Genomic DNA, 24,088 nt, shown 5'->3' on the forward strand with positions numbered 1-24,088 from the left:
CGTGCCGTCAGAAACATCGGTGCGGACATCGGCGTGGACGTTGGCGGGGGCGTTGGTGTGGGCGAGGGGGAGAGGTCGCGCGGCATGGACTCGATCTGGCTCAGCGGTGCCGAGTGGGTCGCCGTGCTGCGCACAGGGCTCGGCCTGTGGTGGCTGGAGAGCTGGCGCCACAAGGACAAGAAGGGCTGGCTCGAACGGGGCACGGGGATCGCGTGGGCGGCCGACGTCGCCGCCGAGCACCGGTGGAACGTGGTCCGCGGCGGCTTCGCCACCGTCGTCGCGCCGCGCCCCAAGGTGATCGCGTACGTCGTCGTCCATGCCGAACTCGCCCTCGGACTGGGGCTGGTCCTCGGGTTCCTCACCCCGGTCGCCCTGGTCGGCGGGCTGCTCCTCAACCTGCTCTACCTCGTCCTCATGATCCACGACTGGGCCGAGCAGGGGCAGAACGCGATGATGGCGCTCATCTCGCTGGTCGCCCTCTTCGCCATGTCCTGGCAGACATGGTCCCTCGACCACGCGATCGGGCTCTTCCGGTGAGCGGGGGCGGGCCGGTGAGCGGGGGCGGCGCGGCCGGGGCGCGGGCCGAGGAGCAGCCGCGGTTCGATCTTCCGGAGCCGGATGCGTTCACCCGGCCCTACTGGGACGCGGCCGCCGAGGGGCGGCTGCTGATCCGGCGCTGCGGGGCGTGCGGGGCGGCGCACCACTATCCGCGCGAGTTCTGCCCGCGGTGCTGGAGCGAGGACGTCACCTGGGAGCGGGCGAGTGGCCGCGCCACGCTCTACACCTGGTCGGTGGTGCACCGGAACGACCTGCCGCCGTTCGGCGCGCGCGTCCCCTACGTCGCCGCGGTCGTCGACCTCGCGGAGGGCCCCCGGATGATGACGGAACTGGTCGGCCCCGGGGCGACCGAACGGCTGCGGATCGGCATGGCGCTGGAGGTGGCGTTCCGGTTCCTGGGGCCCGGGGCGGACGGGGGCGGGGCCCAGGGGGGCGGGGCCGGGGCGGACGGGGCCGAGGGGTTCGCCGTTCCGGTCTTCCGGGTGAGTGCCGGGGCGGGCGGGTAGGCCGAGTACCGGCTGTCGGCCACCGGCTGGCAGGTTCGAGCGCCTCCCGGTGGGGCCGTCCGGGCCGGGAAAGGCTTTGCGCGTGCGGACCGGTCGGAGCGATCATGGGGCATGTCCCACCACGCGCGTGCCCACTGGCAGTTGACCGGCGACCTCGGCGTCTTTCACGGGCGCGCCGAGGAGTTCCTGCACTCCGCGCCCGCCCTGCACACCGCCCTCCTGAGCGTCACCGACACCCTGCGCGAGTCGGGGCTCCGGGCGTACGGGGGAGAGGCGCCCCTCTTCGGTACGTACGCCGATGACGCGGGCCGCGTCCAGGGCGCCTTCCTCCGTACGCCGCCGCACCGGCTGATGGTCAGCCCCGTCACCGTCGAAGCCGCCGACGCCCTCGCCCGGCAGCTCGCCGACGTCACCGGCGACCTGCCGGGCGTCGGTGCCGACCAGGACACCGCGCGGGCCTTCGCCCAGGCCTGGGCGAAGCACACGGGCGCCACCGCGACGCCCGGCTTCCGCCAGCGGCTCTACCGGCTCGGCACTCTCACCCCGCCCGAGCCCGCGCCGCCCGGCCGTGCCAGGGTCGCCGGCGAACGCGACCGGGAGCTGTTGGCGCGATGGCACCGGGAGTTCGGCGAGGCCGTCGGCGAGCCGCCCGCCATGGACTCCGGCGCCTGGGTGAGCGCCCGTCTCGCCTACGGAGGCGTCATCCTCTGGGAGACCCCCGACGGCACGCCCGCCGCGATGGCCGGCGTCACCCGCCGGACCGCCGGGCAGGTCCGCGTCGCCCCCGTCTACACCCCGGCCGCCCTGCGCGGCCGCGGCTACGGCGGTGCCGCGACGGTCGCCGTCACCCGCGCCGCCCTCGACGCGGGCGCCGACGAGGTCCTGCTCTTCACGGACCTCGCCAACCCGACCAGCAACGGGCTCTATCAGCGGATCGGATACCGGCCCGTGCGGGACTTCGCGCAGTACGACTTCGGCCGCTGAGACGGGAGCGCGCGCCGTCCGACCGCCCGGCTTCGGCCACGAGTACGGATGCGGCTACGGATGCGGCATGGCTCTGCGGCTCTACGGCCAGAGCAGCTCCCGGGTCCAGCTGTCGTCGGTCCGCGCCCTGCGGTAGCGCAGGCGCACGTGCCGGCGCCGTGCGTCCCCCTGGAAGAACTCCGCCTCCAGGGGGTCCAGCGCATACAGCGTCCACGTCGGCGCGTCCGCGTCCGGTTCCGCCCGCGCGCGCTCCCAGGCGGCGTCGGAGGCGTGCTCCAAGTCCGCGTACGTACGCAGGACGTCGCTCTGCCGGCCCACCAGGGCGGCGGCCAACGCGCCGGTCGAGCGGGCGTGCAGATCGGCGAGGCTCTCGGCGTGCGGGGCCGTGGTGACCCTGCCCCTGATCCGGATCTGGCGGCCCTGCGAGGCCCAGTAGAAGTGCAGGGCGGCCTCCGGGCGGGCGGCGAGCTGGCGGCCCTTCGCGCTGCCGGCGTGCGAGGCGAAGTGCCAGCCGTGGTCGTCGGCGCCGTGCAGCATCACGGTGCGCACGTCGGGACCGCCGTCCTCGGCGACCGTCGCCAGGCCCATGGTGTGCGGCTCGGCCTGTCCGGCGGCCACCGCCTCCGCGAACCACGCGCGGAAGAGGGGCAGCGGCGCGGCGGGCGCCGCGCCCGGGTCGAACGCCGGCAAGTCGACGTCCCAGACGCGCCGGCCCCGCAGCAACTCCTGGAACGCGGCCGCCGAAGGCGCGCTCCCCTGGCCATCGAACAAATGGGGCGCGGCCCCCTGCGCGGAGCCCCGCGACGATCCTGCTCCGGAAGTGCTCATACGCCGATTGTGACGCGAGACGCGGGGCGAGGGGCGCCAGACGCGGGGCGCGAGACGCGGGGCGCGAGACGCGGGGCGCGAGACGCGGGGCGCGAGACGCGGGGCGCGAGACGCGGGGTGAGGGGCGCGAGACGCGGGGTGAGGGGCGCGGGGCGCGGGGCGCGGGGCGCGAGACGCGGGGCGAAGGGCGGCGAGTGCCGGGCGGCAAGTGGGGCGGAACCCCCGTCGCCTCACCCCCGCCCCAGCACCACCGTGCCCGACGAGCAGAACCAGCCGCCCGTCCCCGAGGCCACCGCCACCTCCGGGAGGGTGCCGTCGGGGCGTCGGACCTGGCCGGCGCCCGCGTCGCCGCGGAGCTGTCGTACCGCCTCGACCAGGAGGAACAGGCCCCGCATGCCCGGATGCTGGGCGGACAGGCCGCCGCCGTCGGTGTTGGTCGGCAGGGCGCCGGTACGCAGCAGGCGGCCGTTCTCCACGAACGCCCCGCCCTCGCCCTTGGCGCAGAAACCGAGGTCCTCCAGCGTCACCAGCGTCATGTACGTGAAGGCGTCGTAGATCTGGGCCACGTCCACGTCCCGCGGCCGTACGCCCGCCCGTGCGAAGGCGAGGGCGCCGCTGACCGCCGCCGGGGAGACCGTGAAGTCGGCCCACTCGGACATCGTCGTGTGGGAGACGTGCTCGCCGGTGCCGAGGATCCACACCGGCTCGGACGCGCAGTCCGCCACGTACTCCTCCGCGGCGAGCAGCACCGCGCAGCCGCCGTCGGACCGTACGCAGCAGTGCAGTTTGGTGAACGGGTCCGCGATCACCGGGCCGGCCAGGACGTCGTCCACCGTGATCGGGTCGCGGAACATCGCGTCCGGGTTGGTCGCCGCGTTGGCCCGCGCCTGCACGGCCACCGAGGCGAGCTGCTCCAGGGTCGTCCCGTACTGGTGCAGGTGGCGGCGCGCGGCCATCGCGTACTTGGCGATCAGGGAGTGCCCGTAGGGGACCTCGAACTGCGAGGGGCCGCGCGCGCCGAAGGAGAGGTTCGACGTGCGGCGCCCCGCCTTGATGTCCGCGCGGGCCGTCGAGCCGTACACGAGGAGGACGGCGTTCGCCCGCCCCGCCGCTATCGCGTCCGCCGCGTGCGCCGCCATGACCTCCCAGGTGGCGCCGCCCACCGAGGTGGAGTCCACCCAGCGGGGTGCCAGGCCGAGGTACTCGGCGACCTCCACGGGCGCCAGGGTGCCGAGCCCCGCCGAGGCGACGCCGTCGACGACCTCGCGGCCCAGGCCGCAGTCGGCGAGGGCGCGGCGGGCCGCCTGGGCGTGCAGGGCGTAGGGGGTGGCCTCCTCGACCCGGCCGCAGTCCGAGAGGGCGACCCCGACGGCGGCGACCTTGCGGGAGGTGGAGCGGCGGAGGGTGGTGGCCATAAACCTGACGGTACATCAGATACGGCTTTCGGGAGGAGGGTGCCGTCGGCGGTCGATGGGCCGCCGCTCTGGGCAACTGGGCGGCGCGGTCCTAATATGACGCGCCGTCAGTTCCACCGTCGGGCATCCCGGCAGATGCCCGTCAGTCGCGGTCCGGTCGCTGCCGGGCCCGGGGAGGAGCCCGCCGATGGACGCCGCTTTCAGCGCCGAGCAGGACGAGATCCGCCGCACCCTTCGCGACCTCCTCGCCGAACGCTGCGGCCCCGACGAGGTCAAGGCCGCCGTGCGCACCCCCGCCGGTCATGACGCCGCCCTGTGGGCCGCCCTCGCCGAACAGCTCGGTCTGCCCGGCCTCGCGCTCCCGGAGGCGTACGGCGGCGTGGGCTGCGCGGTGGCGGAACTCGCTCTTGCCGGCGAGGAGATGGGGCGCGCCCTGGCTCCGTCGCCGCTGTTCGCCACCGCCGTCCTCGCCGCCCCGCTCGTCCTCGCCCTCGGCACCGACGAGCAGCGCGCCGCGCTGCTGCCCCGGATCGCGGCGGGCGAGCTGACCGCGACCCTCGCCGTGCCCGGCGCCCGGCACGCGACCGCGCTCGGCCTCGTCGGCGACAACCGCGGCGACTGGGCGGGCGGCGGCCGCGCGGGCGGTGTCCAGGCCCGGATCCGCGACGGGCGGTGGCGGCTGTACGGGCAGGCCGAGCAGGTGCTCGACGGGCACAGCGCGGGGCTGCTGGTCGTCGCCGCGCACGCGGGCGGCTTCGCCCGGTCCCGGACGCTCCTCTTCCTCGTACGGGAAGGGGCGCCCGGCATGGCACGGACGCGCCGGATCTCACTGGACGAGACCCGCGCCCAGGCGCGCGTCGAACTGCGGGACGTGCCCGCCGAGTTGCTGGGGGACGACGACGGTGACGTACCGGGTGTGCTCGCCGTCGTCGGGGACGCCGCCGCCACCGTCCTGGCCGCCGAGGCCGTCGGGGCGGCCGAGCGCGCGCTGGAGCGCACCCTGGACCACGTGCGCCGACGGGAACAGTTCGGGCGGCCGATCGGCTCCTTCCAGGCCGTGAAGCACCGCCTCGCCGAGGTGTACGTGCAGGTCCAGGCCGCCCGCTCGGCCGCCTCCTACGCGGCGTGGGCGGCGGGGGCGCAGGCCGCCGGGCCAACGGGGCGGGGCGTCGAGCGGGCCGGCGGGCTCGCGCTCGCGCAAGGGCTCGACGCGCTGCGTCTCGCCGCCTCGGAGGCCGTGCAGCTGCACGGCGGCATCGGCTTCACGTGGGAGCACGAGGCGCACCTGTACTTCAAGCGCGCGGCCGGGGACGAGCTGCTCTTCGGACCCCCGCACCGCCTCCGGTCGCGTGCGGCCGACCGGGCGGAGCTGTTCGGCGCCGAGGGGGTGGCGGCCCCGGCCCCGTAGGCCCCCGTCCGGGTTCCGCGAAGCACAGGAGACACCCCGCGAAGCCCGGCCTCAGGCGTCGCCCGCCTCCGCGCGCATCTCCTCCAGCGTGTCCGCCAGGCGCTGCACGCCTTCGACGATCACCTTCTCGGGGGCGCTCACGCTCATGCGGAAGCAGCGCGTGGCGTGGCCCTCCGGGAGGGGGTCGGACGGTGCGCCCACGAAGAAGTGCCGGCCGGGGACGACGAAAACCCGCTTCTCCTTGAGGCGCCGGTACAGCTCCATGTCGTCGAACCACGGATGGTCGATCCACACCCAGGCGAACATCCCCCCGGCCCCGGAGTGCAGCCGCCAGTTCAGGCCGCTCGGCAGCTGCTCTTCGAGCAGTTCGGCCATGAACCGCTTCTTCTCGCGGTAGTGCGGGGCGATGGCCTCCCGCGTGACCTCGTCCAGCCGCCCGCTGCGCAGCACGTGCGCCACGGCGGCCTGGGGCAGCTGCGGCGCGTGCAGCACGGAGTTGGACATGAAGGCCGCCAGCGCGCCCACGTACCGGGGTGAGCCGATCGCGAAGCCGACCCGTTCACCGGGGAGCCCGGCCTTCGAGACGGAGAAGCAGTTGACGACGTTCTCGTGCCACACCGGCTCGACCCGTACGTCGGCGATCCTCGGGAACGGAGCGCCGTAGGCGTGGTCGACGAAGAGCGGTACGTCGCGTTCCGCGGCGACGGCGATCAGGCCGTCCAGATCGGCCTGGTCGATGGATCTGCCGGTGGGGTTGCCGGGGCTGGAGATGAGCAGCATCCCGATGTCCCGCCGGCGCGCGAGGGCGTCGAGATCCAGGGAGTAGCGGAACCGATGGGTTCCCTCCGTCCCGACCCGGGGCGCGAGGCCCACCACGCCGTCCTCGTGCATGCACAGGCCCTGATAACCGGTGTAGTCCGGAGTCAGGGGCAGCACCAGGCGGCGCATCACCTCGGCACCGGAACCGGAACCGGAGTCGGCGGTCGTGCCCGGCCCCGCGAACAGCGCCGCCGCCGCGAAGCACACCATCTGGCTGCCCGGGCCGACGACGATGTTCTCCGGGCCGAGATCCCAGCCGTACGCCGCGCGGAAGTAGTCGGCTATGGCCGCCACGAGCGCGGCGTTCCCTCGGGAGGCGCCGTAGCGGCAGCTGACCTGGTCGAAGTCCTGCGCCAGCGCCGTCGACAGAGCCTCCCGCCACATCTCCCGGGCCTCGGGGATCACGGCGGGGTTCCCCACGCTCAGGTTCAGCCACTCCCCCTCCGCCGAGCCCGCGGTGCTGGAGGCGACGTCCTCCATGATGCTCCGCAGACCGGAGAGGCCGGCCAGCTTGGTGCCGACGGACGACAGACGCATGAGTTCTCCTCCTTCGGTCAGCGGACAGCCGGTTCCAGCAGGCGCAGGTCGTCCCCGTCCAGTTCGACGGGGACACCGACCGGCAGGGTCAGGACGGGATCGGTGTGCCCGAACTCGAACTCCGTCACGATCGGGAAGGCGAGTCCGTGACAGACCTCCAGCAGCGCGCGGTCCAGCTGCGCCCGCTGCTCGGCCGTCCAGAGCCGGGGCCTGCCGAGGACGAGCCCGGCGGCCCGGTCGAGCAGCCCCGCGTGGCGCATCTGCCACAGGTCACGGGCGGCGTGCGCGGGACCGTAGCCGTCGTCGGTGGTGAGTTCCAACGCCAGTACGTGCCCCGCGTAATCGGGCAGCCAGGGGGTGCCGAGGAGCTGCAGGAGGCTCGGGACGCAACCGGCCAGCAGCGGTCCCTGGCCCGTGCCGGGCCGCAGCACGGTCCGCGCGGGCGCCGCTTCGGCCACCCGCGCCCGGTCCTCGCCCGCCCAGTCCACGAACTCGTCGAGCACCTCGGGGGAGCGGGGGAACGACCCGGTCCAGCCGCGCGTGGTGACGTCGAGGAACGAGCGCAGCGTGAACTCCGGCGTCCCCCCGGTCTCGGCGAACTCCGACAGGACGGCCGGTCCGTAGAACGTGGTCGCTCCGGTGCGGGCGTACAGCGCGTGGTGCAGCACGGTGGCGTCGGAGTAGCCGCACAGGACCTTGGGGTGCGCGGCGAACGCGTCGTAGTCGATCAGGTCGAGCAGCTCCGTGGCGTTGAGGCCGCCGATCATCCACAGGACGCCCTTGACGTCCGGGTCCCGCAGCGCCGCGTTGAACTCCCGCGCCCGCGCGTGCCGCGACCCCGGCTCGGGCCCGGCCACGGGCGGCGCCTGGGACACCCGCAGGCCCGTGCGGGCGGACAGGTCCTGCAGGCCCCGGGCGGCGCGGTCGGGGAAGACCGCCGCTCCCTGCCACGACGGCGACACCACGGTGACCGCGTCGCCCTCGCGCAGCCGCGGCGGGCGCAGCCGCGCCTCGCGCAGGGTGCGCGTCTGGGCCTCGGAGAGGCCGTAGGTGGCGCGGAGATCGGCGTCGGGGGTGCGCGGGTTCCGGTCCAGTACGGCCGCCGCCGTCCTGAGGTTGCGCGCCATGACGCGGGCCCGGCGCTCCGCCTCGGCGCTCAGCGCGGCACGGAAGTCGGCGGATGCACCGAACCGGCCGAGGAGCGCCTCGGCCTGCCGGGCGGTCAAGGGCGCGAGCAGCTCCATGAGCCGCAGCACGAACTTGCGTACGACGGAGCCCGGCCCCTTGCCCGCCGGGCGGGCGCCGTTCTCGATCAGCAGGGCGAGCGCCCGGTAGAGGTTGACGGCGTCGGCCGCCTGCTCCCGGGTCAGGCCCGCCTCCTCGGCGGCCTCGACGCGCCCGGCGATCTCGGGCAGGGAGTAGGCGTTCGGGCCGAAGGGGATCGCGGCGGTGATCTCCACGCCGAACCCGACCTCGGCGTAGCGGCGCTCGGCGGCCTCGACGAGGATCAGGTTGGACAGCGGCTGCCAGCGTGCGCACCGGCAGTCGGGCCGGCACTCCGTGGCACAGCCGACATCGGGGCGCCGGTAGTAGTAGGTGATGCCGCGGCCGCGCAGGGCGTAGCCCTCGCCGTACTCCCAGCGGGTGGACACCTGGGGGGCGTCGAGCACGTGGAGCCGGCCGCCGTGCTCGGCGACGGCCGCCGCCACCTGCTCGGCCAGGTCCGCGTCCTGGGAGTCGACGAGGACGTGGAGGCGGTCGGCGCGGTGGTCGGGGAGCGCGGCGAGGGTGGCGAGGTGGCTGTCCACCGTGACGCGCCGCAGGTCGTCGTCGCTGTCGATGTCGGCGAGCAGGCCGGTCATACCGAAGGCGAACAGCCAGGGGTGTTCGCCGTGGGCGCGGAAACACGGCTGGTAGTGGCAGATCCGGCCGATGCTGCGGCCGGCCGCGAGGGTGTCCTTGTACGGCGTGACGGTGGCGTTGACGAAGGCGACGGTGGCGTCGGCCTCGACGAGGGAGACCGGTGGCGTCAGCCGGTAGCCGCGCCCGGTCAGCGTCTCCAGGAACCCGAGGACCACGTCGCGGGTCGCGGGGCTGTCCCCGACGGAACTCGCGGTGTCGAACAGCCGCTCCCGTATCCCGGGATCGAGGGTGGGCGCCGGCCCCGGGGCGGTCTCCGTCATGTCAGTGTCGTCCTTCCGTGCTGTCGTGATCCATGGGTGCGCCCCGTCCGGAGGGCGAACCAGCCGAGTGCCGCGTCCGCCATGCCGCGCTGGAACGCCCGCAGCGTCGGCAGCCCCGGCGGGGGAGGCATCCGGGACATCCAGGTGAACCATCCGGCGAAGACCGCGAGCAGGGCGGTGGCGTCCTCGGCGGAGCGGCCGTACTCCTTCAGCACCCCGGCCAGCGCCTCCTGAGGCGGCGCCGCCCACCGGCAGGCCACCTCCAGGAGCAGGTACAGCGGATCGAACACCGCCGCGCCGCGGCAGGCGTACGCCCAGTCGACGACCACCGGGGCGCCGCCGGTCCACAGGATGTTGTCGGCGCGCAGATCGGCGTGGAGCAGTTCGTCGCCCGCGAAGGCGCCGCGGGCGTGTTCCGACAGGGCCACCCACTCCCGTACGGGGAGCAGGGCGCCGCCCGTGTCGTCGGTGGGCCAGGCGTCGAAGGAGGGGTCCACGTCGAGGGCGGCCCAGGCGGCGAACGCGTCCCCGAAGTAGGCGTCCAGCGGCGGCAGCCCGGGCGGCGCCGCCGTCCTGTGCGCGCCCAGGTGCCGCAGCACCTCCGCCAGCTGCCCGGCCGGCCACTCGGGGGAGCAGATGCGGCCGTCGACGGCCCGGAAGGCGAGCACCGTCCAGTCGTCCCAGTCGAACGCCCAGGCGAAGCCGGGGTCCAGGGCGTCCTTCGCCAGGTGCTCACAGGCGAGCCACTCCTGGCGGTAGAGACCCCGGCCGTGGCTGTTCACCGCCTCCGAGGTGGCCTTGACGAACAGGGACCGCCGGGCGGTGCGGACGATGCCCGCGAAGCCCGCCGAGAAGCCCCCGGTGATCGCGTCCACGCGCAGCACCGGCGAGCCGAGACGCTCCTCGACGCGTCGGCGCAGCCCGCCGGGCAGCGCGTCCCATTCCATGCGCGGAGTCCACAGCACCGGATCAGTACCCCACTCCCATACGACGCCACACGGTGTGCCCGAAGGCCGGTGCCCGCTCCGCGCCGACCTCGCCGACCTCGCCGGACCCGACCCAGTCGGCCACCGCGCGGATCGCCTCGGCCAGGGTCAGCCGTGCCAGGCCCGCCCCCAGACAGAAGTGGTGCCCGGCCCCGAACGCCAGCTGCGGGCGGTCGCCCTGGTCCGGCGGGGGCAGGCGGAAGCGGTCCGGCTCGGCGAACACCTCCGGGTCCCGGTTGGCGGCCGCGACGACCAGCGCCACCCGCTGCCCCGCCTCGATCACCCGCCCCCGCACCTCGACGGGCCGCACCGCGGTCCTCGGCACGAAGTGGAAGGGCGCTTCGAGCCGCAGCGCCTCCTCCACGAGCCGGGTGACGTCCAGCTCCCCGCGCCGGACCTGGTCGAGCAGCGGCCGCCGCGGGCCGAGCAGGTGCGTGAGCGCCGACCCCAGGCAGGCCACCACGGGCTCGATGCCACCGGTGAGGATCTGCGCGAACAGGGCGACCGCCCGGTCCTCGTCGATCCTCAGGAACGCCGCGAGCTGGGCGGGGCCCCGGCCCGCCCGCGCGTCGGGCAGCGTCACGGAGGTGATGTGCTCCCGCAACCGGGAGATGGCGTGCCGCGCCCGGGGGGCCCGGCCCGGGTCGAGCCGGGGCACCCCGATGAAACCGATGATGTCCGCCGACCAGGCCAGCAGATCGTCCCGGTGCTCGGCCGCGATGCCCAGCAGATCGCAGGTCACACCGACCGCGAGCGGTTGCACGAAGTCCGCGAGGAGATCGGCGGACGCCGGGTCCAGCGGCTTCAGGAGCGCGTCCGCCCGCTCGGCGATCGCCGTACGCAAGGGGCGTACGACGGCCGGGCGGTAGGACGGGCCGACCGCGGAGCGCACGGCGGTGTGGTCCGGCGGGTCGGTGAACATCGGCCAGGCGTCGAAGAACCGCGTGACGTCGGCGACCTCCTCCAGCGTCGCCGGGTCGTGGTCGCCGAGGAAGGCGGCGCCGATCCGCGCGGACAGCCGGCCGTCCCTCAGGAGCGTGTTGACGTCCTCGTACGCGGTGACGTACCAGCAGGCCGTCGCCGCGTCCCACCACACGGGGGCGGTGCGGCGCAGCACGGCGTACTGCGGGTGCGGGTCGCGTGCGAAGGAGTCCGCCATCAGGTCCACGGACGACGACGGGTCCGCGGACGCGGTCTGGGCCGCGGTCATCAGGCCGGGCGGCGGGCGACGGTGAAGAGGTTGTTGCCGCGGCCCGCGATCCCGGGGGCCGAGCGGACCTTGTTCTCCATGGCGAAGATCCGGTCGAAGTTCTCGCCCGCCAGGATGTCCACGAGCTGGTCCGTGGAGCCGTGCAGCTGGGTCTCCTGGTAGCCGGGGTAGATCAGGTTCGGGAAGCCGCTGAGGACGTCCAGCTCCAGGCCCGCGGCGGCGTGCATCTTCTCGATGCGCTCGACGTCGTAGAGGTGCATGTCCGGCATGGTGTCGGTGAAGCGGCCCCGGCCGGCCAGCGCCTTCTCCGCCTCGTCGAGGCGCCCGATGCCGACGTTGAAGAACGCCGCGTGCCAGACGCTGGGCAGGAACGACACCAGCAGACCGCCGGGCTTCAGCAGCGCGGCCACGTCCTTGATCGTCTGCTCGGGGTCGGCGACGAAGCCCAGGACGTTGTGGAAGTTGAACGCCAGGTCGAAGCTGCGCCCCTGCAGGGCCTGGCCGACCTCGGCCAGGTCGCCCTGCCGGAACTCGACGCGGTCCGCGAAGCCCCGGCGCTCGGCCTTGGCCTCGGCGACCTGGATCATCTCGCGGGTGAGGTCGAACAGCACGCCCGTGCTCTTGGGCGCCTCCTCCGCGAAGAACGAGGTCCAGCGGCCGGTGCCGCCGCCCGCGTCGAGGAACGCGAAGTCCTCGGGCAGGCGCGCCAGCACGTCCTCGCGCAGGGCCGTCGCGAGCAGGCGGTCGGAGAGCATCCAGTAGGGCTGGAGGTCCACGTCGTCGTAGGCCTCCGCCTTCTCGGAGAAGTAGCCCTTGACTGCCTGGTCGTACTGAAGTTCGGTCATGGTGTTCCTCGCTCGCAGGTGACTTGAGAGGGTGCGGATTGCTGCTGCCGTCCCGGCGAGGCCGGGCCCCGGGGGCGGCGGTGGTCAGGCCGAGGCCCGCTCGGTGCGGAAGCTGCCGTTCAGGGCCTTCTCCAACTCTTGGCCCCGCTCCTCGAACTGCTCCAGGGAGTCGGCTCCGTAGATGAGGAAGAGGCACCAGGCGGAGGGGTGCGGCTCGCCGTACTCGTCGCCCACACCGTGCTGGCGGACCGTCTCCAGGACGTAGTCGAAGGCGTCGATGTCGGCCTGGGACGGCTCGGCGACGATCTTGCCCTCCTCGCTCGGGGCGAGGTTGATCCAGCCCACGTAGCGGCTGGGCTCGCCGTCCGCGTACGGGGCCGCCCGGCCCGGGTCGACGACCGACTTGATCCACGCGATGCGCAGGTCGTCGCCGAGGGCGCGCCAGGTCTGGGTGATCCCGCCCCCGGCGAACCGGCTGGCGATCTCCGAGAAGACGATGCGCCGCTCACCGGGCTCCTTGAAGAACTCCAGGTGGGTGATGCCGTCCCGGATGCCGAGCGCGCCGTTCACGCGCCGGTGCATGTCCTCCACGTCGGCGTAGAGTTCGGCCCACTCCTCGCGCGGCAGCAGGACGGAGCCGTTGCCCACCCCGGCCGTCTCGATCGCGAGGCGCGGCCGCAGGTAGCGCATGATGCCGAGCGCCTTGCAGACCCCGTCGACCCAGATGGCGTCCACGTGGAACTCGTCGCCCCGCACCGGCTGTTCGGCCAGCAGGAAGTGCTCGGTGTTGTCGCCGCCCGCCTCCTGGAGCAGGGTGCTCAGCGCCTCCTCGGAGTGCACCCAGCTCGTGCCCAGCGTGCCGAGTCCGGCGGCGGGCTTGACGACGACGGGGAAGCCCAGCTCGTCGGCGGTGCGGCGCACGCCCCGCGCCACCTCGGAGGTGCGCAGCGGGACGAAGTCCGTGACGGCGACGCCGGCCGCGCGCACGGCCTGCTTCATCGCCCGCTTGTCGCGGGTCTTGAGGGCCATCTCCAGGGTGGGCTGCGGGCAGCCCAGGAGCTGGGCGAGGTATCCGGCGCCGAACTGGCTGAACTCGGAGAGGCTCACCACCCGGTCCGGGATCCAGCCGTCGCCCTTCAGCTCCGTGGCGACCTGGCCCAGTTCGTCCATGTCGTCGAAGCTGTTGATGCGGAAGACGTACGGCAGGGTCTTCAGGACCTCCTCGTCGACATGGAAGTGGGCGGCCTCGAACGTGTCGAAGAGCAGCGCCACTTCCGCTCCCTCCTCACGCAGGGCGGAGAGGATGTACGGGTCCCAGCGGCAGACGAGGATCTTGGTGCTCATCGGCGGTCTCCTTGTGCTTGAAAAACGTGCGGGTACGCGGGTACGGGGGTACGCGGACACGGAGGGGGGAGCGGGTCAGGACTCGGCCGGCTCCACGACCGGCCGGGGCTCGTCATCGAGTCCGGACAGGGGAGTGGACGGCAGGAGGTGCGACCCGCGCAGGACGAGCCCCAGCGCGGCCAGGGCCAGCGCGGCCCCCACGGTCACCAGCACCACGTGCCCGTCCTCCACCAGCCGGCCCGACAGCAGCGGTCCGACGGTGAAACCGAGCGAACACACGAACCCGTAGGCGGCGTTGTAGCGGCCGCGGTTGGAGTCGTCCGCCCAGCTGTTGACCAGCGTCGGGCCGGTCGCGGCCAGCAGGGACTCGCCGACGGCGAAGACGGCCATCGCCGCCGCCCCGGTGAGCAGGGCGTACGCGCCGCCGCCGATCCCGGTGACCGCGAGGATCAGGAGCCAGAAGAACGCCCAGCTCCCGGCGAGCAGCGCCAGCGCCGTACGCGGGGTGAGGTCCTTGAACCGGTGCATGAGCGTGACCTGGACGAGCACCACCGCACCGGTGTTCACGGCGAACATCACGCCGAGCGCGGTGGGGCCCAGCGTGCTGTCGGCCAGCAGGATCGCGGGCATGCCGGAGTTCAGCTGCGAGTACCCGAGCGTGAACAGGGTCAGGACGACGAGCAGCAGGGCGACCAGCTTGCGGTTGCGCAGGACGGCACGGTAGGAGGCGGGCGCAGGGCCTGCCTGGGCCGCCCGGGCCGCTTGGGTGTTCCGCTCCCCGCCCGTCTCCTCCCGCGTCCGACCCGTGCCCCGCAGCTGCCGGGAGACCAGGAACCCGGTCGCGAGGAAGGAGAGCGCGTCGAGCCCGTACAGCAGCTGGAAGACCAGGAGGGAGTCGGTCAGCCCCGCCACCAGGCCGCCGACCAGGCCGCCGAGGCCCATCACCGCGTTGACCACCGCGAAGTCGGTCGAGAAGACCACCGACCAGTGCTCCCGGGGGACCTGGTCGGCGATCAGCGCGTTCCAGGTGATCGCGCCCCCGATGCCCAGGCCCTGGACGAGCCCGGACGCCAGAGCCGCCTCGGGCGTGCCGGACACCACGAAGCCGACGGCTCCCAGCGCCGCGCACACGAGTGCCGCCCAGACCGCCGGGGCCCGGCCGAAGCGGTCCGAGACCCACCCGGCGAGCGGCCCGCCGACCAGCGCTCCCAGCGAGGTCGCCGCGACCGCGCCCGTCGCCGTCGCCAACGACAGGCCCCGCATCTCGTGGAGGTACACGACCAGGAGGGGCACGACGAGGCCGGTGCCCGCCGCGTTGACCGCGTTGATCGCGATCAGCCGCCGTGCCGGGGCGGGCAGCAGGCGCAGTGTCTTCATGCTGCTCATGACAGGCTCAGGACCTTCTCAGAAGTGGAAGAGCGGCTGGTCGGTGAAGGCGCCGGTGTCCGGGTAGAGGGAGACGCCGTACCGCGCGAGGACGTCGAGCTGCTGCTGGATGTAGGCCACCGCCGCGCCGGCGTCGGTGTAGTCGCGCGGCGCCATGCCGATGCGCTCCACGGCCTTCTCGACCGCGATGTTCTCCCAGCGGCCCAGCTGCGGCATGAGCAGGTGCTGGTAGTCGGCCTGCCAAAGGCGCAGCACCGCACGGTCGTTGACGCGGCGGACCAGGTCGAGGGTCGTGTGGTTCAGCGAGCGGGCGGTGTGCACGTCCATGCCGATGTGCGACCAGGAGTAGTCCGGGTCCTCCGGGTCGTGCACCTCGATGCGCAGCGCCTCCTTGTCCTCCCACAGCGGCATGGTCTCGTCGGAGATGCTGAACACGCTGAGCATGAAGTGCCCCGCGTACTCCTGTGACAGGAAGTCCCGCGTCTCGGAGAAGTCCGCGGGCGTCTCCCCCGGGTAGCCGGCCATGAAGGAGCAGCGGTAGCCGAGGCCGCCTTCGTTCAGGAGGCGGAAGGCGCGCAGGTTGTCCTTCCTCGTGACCTTCTTGTTCATGTGGCGCAGCGTGCTGTCGCTCATCGACTCGAAGCCGATGGACAGGAACTGGCAGTGGGTCGCCGCGATCGCGTCGATCAGCTCGGCCGACTTGAGCACGTTCGCCCTGCTGTACGCCTCCCAGCCGATGCCGACGTCGGGCAGGAGCTTCAGCAGCTCCCGCAGCCGGGTCGGGGGCACCGTGAACGTGCTGTCCATGGCGGAGATGTACGAGGCCCCGCTCTCCTCCGCGTAGCGCCGCCAGTCGTCCGCGATCTTCTGGGCGGATTTGTAGCGCCACTTGGGACTGGCCGCGGGGAAGGAGCAGAACTTGCAGCTGAACGGACAGCCCCGCATGGACTCGTAGGGAATGACGCGCCACTTGCCCTTCGGCATGGGGGAGGGGAACGCGTCGAGGTCCAGGTAGCGGAAGGGGCTCATCCGGTGGCCGAGCAGCTCGCGGGAGTGCCGGTAGACGAGATTGGGGACCGCCTCCGGTGATCCGCCGTTCTCCAGCATGTCCAGCAGGGCGGGCAGCGCCTCTTCCCCGTCACCGCGGACGATGTAGTCGATCTCGGGGATCGCCCGCATCAGGGAGCCGTACTTGAGGTTGCTGTACTGGCCGCCGAGGATGATGGGGATGCCCGGATACGTCTCGGCGATCCAGTGGACGGCATGCCGCAGGTCGCGCTCGGTCCAGATGAAGCTGGTCGACAGGAGGGCCGCCCGGTACGACCCCTGGGGCGCGGGGGAGACAGCGCCCTGTGCCCACAGGTTGGTGGTGTCGTAGGTGTCGGTGCGGTGCCCGGCCCGCTCCAGGATCTCCTGGACGGCGAAGGTCGTCAGGTGGGGGACGTTGTAGTAACGGGGGCGCAGCAAGGGGTAGTCGGCGCCGTTGTGCCGGAAGCCGAGCCGGTCGAGGCCGAACTGCTCGAGTCGGGTGCCCCGCAGGTACTTCGCCGTGTTCTGCGCCCCGTGCTGGCGGTCGAGCATGCTGCCCGCGAGGTAGTCGGAATTCTTCAGTGTCGGCCCGAGGCCGGACACGAGGACGACGTCGATGGTGCACTCTCCTGGGGTGACTGCGGGCCGCGGCCCGCGACTGCCGGTTCGCCGTCAGGGGTTGATCTGCCGGCCGTTCACCCGGTGCAGCATCTGCAGGTCGCGGATCTCGTCGTGCTTCAGCAGCCACAGGAAGAAGCGCTCGACACCCAGGCCGAAGCCGGAGGTCTTCATCGGACGCAGCTCCCGCATCCGCAGGTACCAGGAGTAGTCCTCTTCGGGGACCATGTGCATGGCCAGCGCCTCGCGGGCCTCCTCGGCGGTGGTGTGGCGCTCGCCGCAGCCGACCGTCTCCCCCACGCCGAACAGCAGGTCGCCGTTGCGGGCGCGGGAGGGGTCGCCCGGCTCGAAGGCCTGGTAGAAGGGGACGGAGAGGTGATCGAACTGGGTCACCCAGACGAACTCGCCGTACTTGTCCATCAGGGCATGCTCGGCCTTGCGGGTCAGGCCCCTGGCGCCTTCCGCCAATTCCGTCACGTATTCCGGCGAATCACCGAGGAGTGTGACGGCGTCGGAGAAGGAGACGCGGGGGAAAGCGCCGAGGGACAGCATCCGCTCGATGTGTGCGGTGTCTCCCGCCACTTCGGCGATCGTCGGCCCCATTTCCTTGAGAAAGGCGCCGGCGAGGTGGCGTACATACGCCTCCACGGTCTCCATCACCGCGTCCACATCGCCCGGAAGCTCGGCTTCCGAGTGGTAGAACTGGCACAGGTGCGTGGAGTCCGGTGCCTCGCCGCGGAACGAGGGCATGACGTAATAGCAGCCCTGCTCCCACATTCTGCATCCGTATTCCAGGAGGAACTGCATGGAATCGGCCAGATAGGTGGGCACGCCCTCCAGTTCGATGCGGACCGGCGACGAGTCGCTGCCGAGGCCCATGGGGCTGGATATGGACCCGGTCGTCACGGGGAGATAGGCCGCACGGACGTTCCGCTGAGCCCAGAATTCCGCCGTGGCCCGCTGCATGACGTCGGTCAGCTGGAGCAGCATCCGGTACCACGGGTGCGTCAGCGCGATCTCGAAGTGCGAGTCCGGGTCACGCCAGGTACCGGGGGCCGAGAGGGAGACTTTCTCCGTCGTTTGCGCGCTCACGTGTCCTCCTTGGACGCTCTGTACTGGTGGAACAGCTGGAACAACGGTCTTGGCCGGTCGGGCCCCGTGCTCGCCCGCGCTCAGTCCCAGCCCCAGGTGAGCGGCGACGCGGTCGTGCTGTCGGCGAGGGTGCGGGCCGGCGCGGGGTGCTCGGACCCACCCAGGGCGAAGACCGAGAGTGCTATGGCACAGGCGGCCATAAGGGTGGGAAGTCTGCGGCCCATTGAAACGCCTCCGAGAATTCTTGGTGCCCCTGAATGCGATGAGTGGATCAGCGCGGCCGAACTGCGGTGTCGGCGACGTGTTCATATTCGCTGGCCGGAAAGCGACCGTTCAAGGGAGTTGGCTGGCACCAAGGTGCAGAGGCAGCAAGGGGACAGGGCTATTCGCGGTCCCCGGCGGGCACGGAAACGACACCGTGGCACATGCGGGAGGGCATTCCGGGCGGCGGAATCCGGAGCGAGGCCTGTGTCTTGTCGGTCGGCTCACGGAGCAAGGTCCGGGCGGCCGCGAGAACACAACTGCCCGCCGCCTCGGCGGAGGCGGCGGACACGAAGAGGACGCCCAGGCGTCCGCGATGGGGTTGGGCCGGCTGGTAGAAGTGCTCCACCACGCAGCCGGGTACGCGGGACGCCTCGGCGGTCAGCTGTTCCAGCCCGAAGAGGGCGGGACCGGGGCCAGGGGGAGACACCTCGATGTGAATGGCGTACACAGGAGGAGAATCCCAGAGACGATCACGGGCCGTGCGGATTATGCGCGGGCAGCTTGAGGCCGTGGCAGGAAGCGGACGGCGGCCCAGGGGCGGAGCGCACGCCGCGCGCCGGGGCCGGCGGGCGCCGCGGCCCTGGTCAGAGCCACCCGCACCGGGACGCGAGGACGCCGGCCTCGAAGCGGCTGCGGGCGCCGAGCCGGGCGGCCACATTGGCCATCATCCGCCGCACCGTCCGCAGGGAGAGCCCGAGCTTGCGCGCGGCCACCTCGTCGGTGTGTCCCTGGGCGAGCAGCTTGAGCAGGGCGTCCTCCTGCGGGCTCGGGGCGTCGGTCTCCTCCGGGACCTGCTGTCCGCCCAGCGGTACGGCGCGGTCCCAGGACATCTCGAACAGTGCCAGCAGGGCGGCGACCACGCTCGACGAGCGCACGACCACGGCGCCCAGGCGGGAGTTCTCCGGGTCGAGGGGCAGCACCGCGCTGGTGCGGTCGACCACCAGCATGCGCAGCGGAAGTGAGGGGAGCGTCCTGACCTCACCGCCCCGCTCGAAGAGCCAGCGGGCGTACTCCGTGGTCCCCCGGTCGTTGCGCACGCTGTCCAGGTAGATCGTCTTCAGCCGCACCCCGGCGGCCAGGCTCCGCTCGTCCAGCGGCCGGCTGGCGTCCAGCGCCGCCGGGCTCATCGATCCGCCCGGCACGAACGCCAGCAGTTCCGTCTTCGCGAGCTGGCTCATCTCGGCGAGGCGACCGCGCACCTCGTCGACCCCGTAGAGGCGCTCCAGGCCGGCGTTGCTGCGGCTGGCCTGATGGGCCGCGTAGGCGGCGGCCAGTTCGGCGGTGGCCGCCCGCACCGCCGCCAGTTCGAGCTGCTGGGTGTGGATCTGCGCCTCCCACCGGTGTATGTGGGCGGAGAACCCGACCTCGGGGTGGACGGGGAGGGGACTCACGTCGTCCTCGGGGAGATGGAGCATCGACAGCTCCGCCAGGCGGTCCAGGCACTCCCGTACCCGCTCTTCCGTGGCGCCGAGCCGCTCGGCGACGTGGGCCACGGACCACTGCGGTTCGGAGATCACCGCGCGGTAGACGGCGACGCAGAGTTCGTCCGCGCCGATGAGCGTCGCGAGCGAGATGCCGTGCGTCTTGGCGTACGGCTCTTCCGTGCCGGCAAGTTCCCCCATGCCCCCACCCCCAGGTGCAGCGTTGTCGACCGGAACGTTTCTAACACACGAACGACGGCTTCAGTCGATGACGATCGCAAATATTCCTGGCGGGGGGCGGGTGCGGATACCGCGACGGCGGACCACCGGGGTGATCCGCCGTCGGGTTGACAGGACTTGGGGGGATGGGTGCCCTAACGGGCGATGTGCGAGCGGAGCCGCCCGGCCGCTGTGCCGGTCACTTCGCCGGTTTCTTGCCGGTGACGCCCAAATGTACCAACATCGCCAGATTCGGCTTCAGTTCGTTCTGCTTGACGCCCCACGTCTGGAAGCCGCGCTGGTGCGAGGCGACCGCCGCGAGCATCGCGACCAGGGAGCCCGCCATGGCCGCCGGGCTGATGTCCTTGTCGACCTTGCCCTTGGCCTGCAGCTCCTTGACGGTGTCCGCGAGGGAGTTGTTGACCGAGTTGAGGATCTTCATTCGGAGCTTGTAGAAGCGCTTGTCGCCCTCGGCGGCACCGAGGTCGACCACCCGCAGGATCGCGTCGTTCTTGCGCCAGAAGTCCAAGAAGCCCTCGACCAGGTCCTGGGAGGTCTGCCAGCCCGCCTTGCCGGCCCACGAGCGGCCGTCGAGCAGCTGGGTCAACTCGGCGCCCTCCGAGGCCATTTGCTCGGCGATCTCCAGGACGGCGCCCTCGACGTCCGGGAAGTACTGGTAGAAGGTCGCGGGTGAAGTCCCGGCCTTGCGGGCGACGTCGATGACTTTGACGTCCCGGTAGGGCGAGGAGCTGAGCATCTCGCTGAGGCAGTCGAGCAGCTTTTGACGCGTCGCCTGACCGCGCCGACCGGCCACGCGGCCGTCGACGGTACGTACCTGTCCTGTCATGCCGTCAGCTTACCGACGGGTGATCGGAGCGCGATTCGGCCGAGTGCAAATGGGGTTGGGGCGCGGGAGGGCGGGGGAGACGCACCTTTTTGGAATAGGGCGGACGTTCGAATTCATGCGCTGCGGGCGCCGTGGCGGGCGGTTAGCTTGACTGGCATGGACTACGCAGAGCAGGACACAGGGGGCGGAAACGAGACAGGGGGCGGATACGCGCAGGGCGTGCCCTGCTGGGCCGACGCGATGCTCCCGGACGTCGAGGGCGGCAAGCGCTTCTACGGTGAGCTCTTCGGGTGGACCTTCGACGAGGGCGCCGGCCCGCAGTACGCCCATTACACGCAGGCCTACGGCGAAGGGCTGCCCGTCGCCGCCCTCGCGGCCAAGGCCGACGGCCGCATGCCCACCGTGTGGACGGTGTATCTGGCCACCCCCGACGTAGCCGCCCTGGCCCGGCGGATCAAGGGGGCGGGCGGATCCATGGTCACCGAGCCCATGACCGTCGGGTCCTTTGGGACGATGGGGCTCGCCGCCGACCCCGAAGGCGCCGTCTTCGGGCTCTGGCAGGCCGGCACCCACCAGGGCTTCGGCAGGCGGCGGCGCCCCGGGTCGTACTGCTGGTGCGAGGTGTACTCGCGGGACAGGACGCGCGTCGACCCCTTCTACGAGCACGTCTTCGGCTACGGCGGCCACGACCTCGACCTCGGCGGCACCGACTTCCGCACCTGGTCGCCCGCCGGGGCCCCGGCCGGCCCCGACACCGCGATCGGCGGACGCAGCCTGATGTCCCCGGCCACCGACGGATACAGCAGACCCGAGACGCCCCCGCACTTCCTCGTCTACTTCGAGGTCACCGACGCGGACGCGACGGCCCAGGCGGTGACCCGGCTCGGCGGACGCGTCCAGCTGCCGCCCCACGACAGCCCCTACGGGCGGACCGCGGTCCTCCGGGACAACCAGGGGGCGACCTTCGCCGTCCTCCAGGACTGAGCGACCGGACATGCGCACGGGTGGGCGCATGTCCGGCAAAACCCCGAGAAACCCCGAGACACCCCGGGACACCCCGATCCCGCCCCGGGTTCGCCAGGGCCGCCTCGGACAGGAAGAATCAGGGTGCGTGCCGCCGTAGCGGCTCGGGTGGTGAGACGCTGCACGGGGCTGTCTTCTTCGGCGGCCGCGTACGGGGAGGTGGCAGGGCAAGTGGTGGATCAGCTGACGCAGCACGATCCGAGGCGGATCGGGCCGTTCGAGGTCCTCGGCCGGCTGGGCGCCGGCGGCATGGGCCTGGTCTATCTCGCGCGTTCCGCGTCGGGGCGGCGCGTGGCGATCAAGACGGTACGGACCGAGCTCGCCGAGGACCAGCTGTTCCGCGTCCGCTTCACGCGCGAGGTCGAGGCGGCCCGCGCCGTGTCCGGCTTCTACACCGCCGCGGTGGTGGACGCCGATCCGCGGGCCGCCGTGCCCTGGCTCGCCACCGCGTACGTCCCCGCGCCCTCGCTCGAGGAAATAGTGAATGAACACGGTCCGCTGCCCACCCAGGCCGTGCGCTGGCTGGCGGCGGGCGTGGCCGAGGCCCTGGAGTCCATCCACGGCGCGGGCCTCGTCCACCGTGACCTCAAGCCGTCCAACGTCCTCGTCGTCGAGGACGGGCCGCGCGTCATCGACTTCGGCATCGCGTCCGGCGTCTCCAACACGCGGCTGACCATGACGAACGTCGCCGTGGGCACGCCCGCGTACATGTCGCCCGAACAGGCCAAGGACTCCCGCAGCGTCACCGGCGCCAGCGACGTGTTCTCGCTCGGCTCCACGCTCGTCTTCGCCGCCACCGGGCACGCCCCCTTCCACGGCGCCAACCCCGTCGAGACCGTCTTCATGCTGCTGCGGGAAGGGCCGGACCTCGAAGGGCTGCCCGACGAGCTGCGCCCGCTGATCGAGTCGTGCATGCAGATGGAGGCGACGCTGCGGCCGAGCCCCGCCGACCTCCAGGCCCAGCTCGCCCCGCACCTGTTCGCCTCCGAGAGCGCCGACAACGACGACAGCGGCACGGCCTCCGCCTGGCTGCCCGAGCGGGCCGTCGCCCTCATCGAGGCGCGCCGCGGCGGCCGGCCCCCGGCCCGCGTCCCGGCCACGGCGGGCCGCAGCGGCGGCGGCCGTGCCCCCGTGACCGCTCCGCCGCCCCCGCAACAGCCGCCGCCCGCGCCGGCCCGGCCGCCGTTCGCCGCCGGGCCCGACGCGGGGCCCGTGCACCTGGCCGGGGGCAAGGTGCCGATCGGGCCCGGACCCCGGGTCGCCGACGCGCGCGCGGCCGCCGTGCCCGGTGACTTCGGGCTCGCCGCCTCCTGGTCGCGCTCCGCCTCGCCCCAGGCCGGGCCGGGCGCCGGCGCGCCCGCCGCGCCCGCCGTGCCGCCGCCCGCGGTCGCGCCCGACACGGGTCCCAAGACGTGGCGGCCGTGGCGGTTCCGGATGTCCAACGACGTGTGGGGCACACCCGCCGTGGCCGGCAACCTCGTCTACGTCACCTCCTTCGAGGTGCACGCCCTGGACGTCGGCACCGGCCGCCGCAGCTTCAAGACCCGGGACGTCGCCTGGTCCATGGCGGTCGCGGACGGCCGCGTCCACGCCTCCGACGGCCCCACCCTCTACGCCCTCGACGGCGCCGACGGCTCCGACCTGTGGCGGCTGCCGACCGACGCCTGGGTGTACTCCCTCCAGGCGGCCCGGGGCACGGTCGTCACCGGCACGCGGGGCGGCGGCGTCCAGGCCTGGGAGGCCGCCAACGGCGAGAAGCTCTGGGAGATCACCGGCGCCCAGACCGACTTCGAGACGCCGGAGGCCGGGCCCGCCGTCTTCGACGGGACGGTGTACGTCTGGAAGGACGCGCGGCTGCGGGCCCTGGAGGCCCGTACGGGCGAGGAGCGCTGGTCCTACCCCGTGGGCGACGCGGCCTCCTGCGGCGGCGTGCCGGTGCGCGTCACCCAGGCCCCGGACGGCTACGTGTACGTCGCCGCCGGCACCCGCGTCCTGGCCGTCGACGTGGCCGCCGGGCACGTCCGCTGGCACTTCGAGGCGCCCGCCGCCTTCCTCAGCCCGCCCGCCTTCGCGCCCGGCCCCGCCGTGACGGGCGGCGGCGTGTACCTCGCCGACTACCTCGGCACGGTGTACGCCCTGGACGCCACGGACGGCCGCGACCGCTGGCGCATCGCCACGGAGTCCCGCTCCTCGATCGAACCGGTCCTCGTCGCCGACGGCCACGTCCACGTGGGCAGCGGCAAGGGCCTCTACACCCTGGACGCGGTCACCGGCACCCCGAAGTGGCGCTTCCAGGCGGGCGGCGAGGTCGTCGGGGCGCCCGTGGTCGCCGACCGGCGCATCCACTTCGGCTCCACGGACCACCTGCTCTACACCCTGAAGGCCGACGACGGCCGGCTCCGCTGGAAGCTGGCCACCGGCGGCGAGATCACGGGCACACCCGTGGTGCGGGACGGCGTGGTGTACGCGTGCAGCAAGGACCGCTGCGTGTACGCGCTGGACGCGGAGCGGGGGACGGGCACCTCACCCCGGGCCTAGGGCGGCACCTCACCCCGGGCCCGGCGCG

The 24,088-nt window shown here is 73.0% G+C and carries 20 protein-coding genes; 6 read left to right on the forward strand and 14 right to left on the reverse strand.

The window, feature by feature from the left end; genetic code table 11:
• Window positions 1-84 precede the first annotated feature (84 nt).
• From ACZ5GP_RS16525 to ACZ5GP_RS16535, 3 genes are all read left to right on the forward strand, one after another.
• Window positions 85-537, forward strand: coding sequence for a DoxX family membrane protein (locus tag ACZ5GP_RS16525; RefSeq protein WP_468751499.1), 453 nt, complete (start codon window positions 85-87; stop codon window positions 535-537).
• A complete protein-coding gene (locus tag ACZ5GP_RS16530) occupies window positions 501-1,064 on the forward strand; it encodes a Zn-ribbon domain-containing OB-fold protein (protein WP_468751500.1) in 564 nt (187 codons plus the stop codon). The genes ACZ5GP_RS16525 and ACZ5GP_RS16530 overlap by 37 nt, the downstream gene beginning before the upstream one ends.
• A 111-nt stretch (window positions 1,065-1,175) precedes the next feature.
• Entirely contained in the window at window positions 1,176-2,048 is an 873-nt protein-coding gene (locus tag ACZ5GP_RS16535) for a GNAT family N-acetyltransferase (RefSeq protein ID WP_468751501.1), read from the forward strand.
• Window positions 2,049-2,129: 81 nt separating this feature from the next.
• Here the strand turns inward: ACZ5GP_RS16535 and ACZ5GP_RS16540 are convergent, their stop codons facing one another.
• Window positions 2,130-2,876, reverse strand: a complete 747-nt coding sequence (locus tag ACZ5GP_RS16540) for a pyridoxine/pyridoxamine 5'-phosphate oxidase (protein WP_468751502.1) — start codon at window positions 2,874-2,876, stop codon at window positions 2,130-2,132.
• Between the two features lie 230 nt (window positions 2,877-3,106).
• Window positions 3,107-4,291, reverse strand: coding sequence for a thiolase C-terminal domain-containing protein (locus tag ACZ5GP_RS16545; RefSeq protein WP_468751503.1), 1,185 nt, complete (start codon window positions 4,289-4,291; stop codon window positions 3,107-3,109).
• Between the two features lie 187 nt (window positions 4,292-4,478).
• Here ACZ5GP_RS16545 and ACZ5GP_RS16550 point away from each other — a divergent pair, with 187 nt between their 5' ends.
• Window positions 4,479-5,699 carry an acyl-CoA dehydrogenase family protein gene (locus ACZ5GP_RS16550; RefSeq protein WP_468751504.1) on the forward strand — a complete coding sequence of 407 codons (1,221 nt, stop codon included), beginning with the start codon at window positions 4,479-4,481 and terminating at the stop codon, window positions 5,697-5,699.
• A 51-nt stretch (window positions 5,700-5,750) separates the two neighbouring features.
• Here the strand turns inward: ACZ5GP_RS16550 and ACZ5GP_RS16555 are convergent, their stop codons facing one another.
• The 12 genes from ACZ5GP_RS16555 to ACZ5GP_RS16610 all read right to left on the reverse strand — a co-directional run bounded on the left by ACZ5GP_RS16555 (window position 5,751) and on the right by ACZ5GP_RS16610 (window position 20,499).
• Entirely contained in the window at window positions 5,751-7,055 is a 1,305-nt protein-coding gene (locus tag ACZ5GP_RS16555) for a valine--pyruvate transaminase (protein ID WP_468751505.1), read from the reverse strand.
• Window positions 7,056-7,072: 17 nt separating this feature from the next.
• Window positions 7,073-9,238 (reverse strand): S66 peptidase family protein, encoded by a 2,166-nt coding sequence (locus ACZ5GP_RS16560; RefSeq protein WP_468751506.1) that lies wholly within the window; start codon window positions 9,236-9,238, stop codon window positions 7,073-7,075.
• Complete coding sequence (locus ACZ5GP_RS16565) at window positions 9,235-10,185, reverse strand: aminoglycoside phosphotransferase family protein (RefSeq protein ID WP_468751507.1); 951 nt, start codon at window positions 10,183-10,185, stop codon at window positions 9,235-9,237. Before ACZ5GP_RS16565 ends, ACZ5GP_RS16560 begins: the two co-directional genes overlap by 4 nt.
• A gap of 22 nt (window positions 10,186-10,207) precedes the next feature.
• Window positions 10,208-11,434 carry a cytochrome P450 gene (locus ACZ5GP_RS16570; protein ID WP_468751508.1) on the reverse strand — a complete coding sequence of 409 codons (1,227 nt, stop codon included), beginning with the start codon at window positions 11,432-11,434 and terminating at the stop codon, window positions 10,208-10,210.
• Complete coding sequence (locus ACZ5GP_RS16575) at window positions 11,434-12,279, reverse strand: class I SAM-dependent methyltransferase (protein WP_468751509.1); 846 nt, start codon at window positions 12,277-12,279, stop codon at window positions 11,434-11,436. The genes ACZ5GP_RS16570 and ACZ5GP_RS16575 overlap by 1 nt, the downstream gene beginning before the upstream one ends.
• 84 nt (window positions 12,280-12,363) lie before the next feature.
• Window positions 12,364-13,623, reverse strand: a complete 1,260-nt coding sequence (locus ACZ5GP_RS16580) for an ATP-grasp domain-containing protein (RefSeq protein ID WP_468751510.1) — start codon at window positions 13,621-13,623, stop codon at window positions 12,364-12,366.
• 75 nt (window positions 13,624-13,698) lie between these two features.
• Window positions 13,699-15,009, reverse strand: coding sequence for an MFS transporter (locus ACZ5GP_RS16585; protein ID WP_468751511.1), 1,311 nt, complete (start codon window positions 15,007-15,009; stop codon window positions 13,699-13,701).
• 18 nt (window positions 15,010-15,027) lie between these two features.
• Window positions 15,028-16,641: a B12-binding domain-containing radical SAM protein gene (locus ACZ5GP_RS16590; protein ID WP_468751512.1), complete on the reverse strand. Its 1,614-nt coding sequence runs from the start codon at window positions 16,639-16,641 to the stop codon at window positions 15,028-15,030.
• Window positions 16,642-16,710: 69 nt separating this feature from the next.
• On the reverse strand, window positions 16,711-17,748 hold the full coding sequence (locus ACZ5GP_RS16595; RefSeq protein ID WP_468751513.1) for an amino acid--tRNA ligase-related protein: 1,038 nt from the start codon (window positions 17,746-17,748) through the stop codon (window positions 16,711-16,713).
• Between the two features lie 382 nt (window positions 17,749-18,130).
• Window positions 18,131-18,460 (reverse strand): hypothetical protein, encoded by a 330-nt coding sequence (locus tag ACZ5GP_RS16600; protein ID WP_468751514.1) that lies wholly within the window; start codon window positions 18,458-18,460, stop codon window positions 18,131-18,133.
• A gap of 136 nt (window positions 18,461-18,596) precedes the next feature.
• A complete protein-coding gene (locus ACZ5GP_RS16605) occupies window positions 18,597-19,634 on the reverse strand; it encodes a helix-turn-helix transcriptional regulator (protein ID WP_468751515.1) in 1,038 nt (345 codons plus the stop codon).
• Between the two features lie 217 nt (window positions 19,635-19,851).
• Window positions 19,852-20,499 (reverse strand): TetR family transcriptional regulator, encoded by a 648-nt coding sequence (locus ACZ5GP_RS16610; protein ID WP_468751516.1) that lies wholly within the window; start codon window positions 20,497-20,499, stop codon window positions 19,852-19,854.
• Window positions 20,500-20,655: 156 nt separating this feature from the next.
• On the opposite strand from ACZ5GP_RS16610, the gene kbpA reads away from it, so the two are divergent.
• Window positions 20,656-21,483: an AfsK-binding protein KbpA gene (kbpA, locus tag ACZ5GP_RS16615; RefSeq protein WP_468751517.1), complete on the forward strand. Its 828-nt coding sequence runs from the start codon at window positions 20,656-20,658 to the stop codon at window positions 21,481-21,483.
• Window positions 21,484-21,693: 210 nt separating this feature from the next.
• Window positions 21,694-24,060, forward strand: coding sequence for a protein serine/threonine kinase AfsK (gene afsK, locus ACZ5GP_RS16620; protein WP_468751518.1), 2,367 nt, complete (start codon window positions 21,694-21,696; stop codon window positions 24,058-24,060).
• Window positions 24,061-24,088: the final 28 nt, after the last annotated feature.

Source organism: Streptomyces sp. NPDC031466 (assembly GCF_055581265.1).